Origin of the sequence: Lysinibacillus sp. NPDC047702 (assembly GCF_050272555.1) — a bacterium.
In the GTDB taxonomy this organism is placed as follows: Bacteria; Bacillota; Bacilli; order Bacillales_A; family Planococcaceae; genus Lysinibacillus.
This window is the reverse complement of record NZ_JBNNMG010000129.1, coordinates 1-3108: the sequence shown is the minus strand read 5'-3', so window position 1 is coordinate 3108 and position 3108 is coordinate 1. Positions and strand designations below refer to the sequence as shown.

General features: G+C 34.1%; 2 protein-coding genes. One reads left to right on the top strand and one right to left on the bottom strand.

Annotated elements, in window-relative coordinates:
* Positions 1-446: 446 nt before the first annotated feature.
* Positions 447-1958, top strand: a complete 1512-nt coding sequence (locus ACQKIM_RS27865; protein WP_427550199.1) for an SH3 domain-containing protein — start codon at positions 447-449, stop codon at positions 1956-1958.
* Between the two features lie 646 nt (positions 1959-2604).
* Here ACQKIM_RS27865 and ACQKIM_RS27860 read toward each other — a convergent pair.
* A complete protein-coding gene (locus ACQKIM_RS27860) occupies positions 2605-2847 on the bottom strand; it encodes a hypothetical protein (RefSeq protein WP_427550197.1) in 243 nt (80 codons plus the stop codon).
* Positions 2848-3108: the final 261 nt, after the last annotated feature.

The window sequence follows — 3108 nt, the reverse complement described above, 5'->3', positions numbered from 1 at the left end:
ATTGGGTTAGAGCTTTCATTTTAACCAAAAGGGTGAATTCTGTCTTTTTATTTTGCTTAATGGTAATTATTTGAAGAGTATTTGCTCATTTAGAGGTAGTAGATCTATTTAACCTCTATTATATATAGTGCCAAAAAGTACAATTATTGATTTTGAAGCAAATGAACGTCGATAGAAACAACAGTGGTGGATTTGGCTGGGGCGGCTTGTTACAATGGACTTTAGGAAGCTTACCTATTTCACAAAAAAGTAAAAATCCAACAATTACTATCTACAACCTTTTCATCAAATTAAACAATATATGTTAGAGCTATCATTTATCACTCAATCCTGTTAAATGATAGAAACATTGACTATTACCTCTATCTCAAATATTGGGTTTATGATAACATATATATGGAATCTTTTAACTTTAGAAAATATGAAAGGAAGTGTAATAATCAGATATGAAAAAGATATTGAAACCATTGATTAGTGTTATTGCCATTGGTGCCATCTCTCTATCTATAAATATAGATAAAAATGTATTAGCTAATAATATTGAAAATACATGTGAGTATGATTCGGCATCGAAAAAAAACCCTGATTATTCCACAATGAACTGTTTGTTAACCGAAACAGCACTGAAATATGATGTTCCTCCTGAAATTGTGAAGGCAATAGCGGAAGGTGAAAGTGGAAATTGGCGTCATTTCGATGTGAATGGTGAAGCGATTGTGTCAGCTGATAATGGAATAGGCATTATGCAAATTACAAATCAAGCAGGCTACAATCAAGATAGATTAAAAAGCGATATTGTCTATAATATTCAAGCTGGTGTAGAGACTCTAGATAATATGTTTAAGCGGAAGGATTTACCTAGCATCAACAGTGGAGAAAGAGATGTACTGGAACATTGGTACTTCGCTATCATGGCTTATAATGGTACTAAGCCAGTAAATAGTCCAATTGTCCAAGCAACTGGTGAAAGAAATGCAAATGCCTATCAAGAAAGAATTCTCCGAATTATTGAGAAATTGGAATTAATAGACTTAGTAGAGCTGCCTTTTACACGCGAACATTTTCAATATGACTCTAACAGCAGGGAAAATATTAAATTTTCAGCGATGAACTATCCTTTTGATTTACCATTAAACAAATCAAAGTATTTTTTTGAAACAAATCAAAAAGTTAGTGCAACAACAACTAATGTAAAATTTAGGTCAAGACCTTCTACGGATAGTCCTTCTATGGGTACTTTACGTGAAGGCGAAATTGTTACCATTACGGGTCCTTTTGAATATGAAAAAGTATCAACGAAGAAAAACCATTTTGTTTGGTATCCTGTGAAAAGAAGTGACGGGACAGAGGGGTATGTAGCATCAAGTTATTTAAACTACTCAGCTTCAACGCCAACACCTCCGGTAACACCGCCAACAACGGGTAACGTTGATGTATCAAAGTTTGCTGATTACAATGCAAACCAATACTGGGCTGAGGATTTTAAGTGGGCAGTCAACATCGGTATCATCAGTGGAGACCCAAACGTGAAAAACCCATCAACAGGTAAGTACGAAAACTTACTTAAACCGTACAATAACTTAACGGAAAACCAAATGTTATCTATCCTATTTCGTTACTTCAAACCATCAGAACTAGCTTCAACGATAGCTAAAACTTCATGGTATGGAGACGTAAACTACCAACTGGCTACAAAATACTCTCTACCAGTACTAGGTGCAAACACAGCATCCAAACAAGCCATTGCAGGGAAGGATATCACACGGGGTAACTTCGCTCGTATCTTAGCTTCAATGCATTATGGTAAGACTGTATCTCAGTCAGAAGCTATTAAATTCTTTCGTGATAATGGTTTAACAACTACTAAAACAAATGAAGAGTTTAAACCAAATGATTCTCTAGCAAGAGCGCACACAGTGGCATTCTTCCACCGTTACGAACAAATATTCAATAACTAAATTGCTACATACAAGTGAAAAGGTGACTATAAAAGTCATCTTTTCTTTTTGTTAAAAAAATCCTTTCTTGACACTCCTCGAACCTTTCATAACTAAATTCATTGACACAGATTGCTTGATGGGAGCTACAAAGTCTTGTGTTAAGCTACAGGAGAGGTTGAGGAAGCATAACAAAAGGACTTGCATATATGAGGAATAATCATAAACACAATAACTGAATCAATCTGTTGTTTGGTATAGTGTAACATATTTATTAAAATATGGGTGTAGATGCTTGTAGCACTAACAAGGAAGATTAGCTGTTACAGCAGGCGATACGACAGCGTCTAAAACGCTACTAAACTAATCAATCGCTTATACATGATGAATCACATCAAAAACCTGTATTAATTGCACCAATGGACAAATAGATGAAAGAGCGGCGATACACAGGCCAAATTGTTTCATTGATTAAAGCGAGTGATTACAGATAGATATTTACATAGAGAAAAGTAGGTGCTAACGATAGCTCTCATAAAATAAAAGTGGTATCACAACTTATGAGTAAAGCTACAAGAGAGGTTGTGAAGATATAAACAAAGGGCTTAGGGAATTTTACGCACTAGCCCTTAGATTGATATGTGATGGGATGGGGTATTGTTTGGATTTATTCTTTATCCTCATATATTCTTCTACCAAAACCCCAACCTACAATCACTCCTGCAAATGCACCTATTACACTATATCGAATGATAGAAACAATATAATCATACACAGGTACATACACTGTTGAATAACCACCATCAAAATCGTAAGTTTCCTTGTAGTCCACAAGTAAGATAGATAAAGCTAATGAAATAAAAAACCCATAAATTGCCCATTTTTGAATACTTTTTTCCAGAATACTCACCTCTAAATTTTTTCCAATCATACTAAATGAAAATTATATCTCTAAAGAAATCATAACATAGGCAAGTGTTGGTTGGTATATAAATGGTAATATTGCAACAAATATGATTAGCAATTACTCCTAATTTAGTAAGATAAGGGCGATTTTTTTAGAAATCTATTCAGTAATAATGATGTTAGTCTAAATTATGGACACAGTGAATTGGGAGTTTATAAAGTATAATAATCTTAACAATTTACTAGGAGTGTCTAAGATGACAAA

Bases quoted from the DNA above. Each gene is read 5' to 3' on its own strand.
- ACQKIM_RS27865 (WP_427550199.1), top strand. From the start codon at position 447: ATGAAAAAGATATTGAAACCATTGATTAGTGTTATTGCCATTGGTGCC.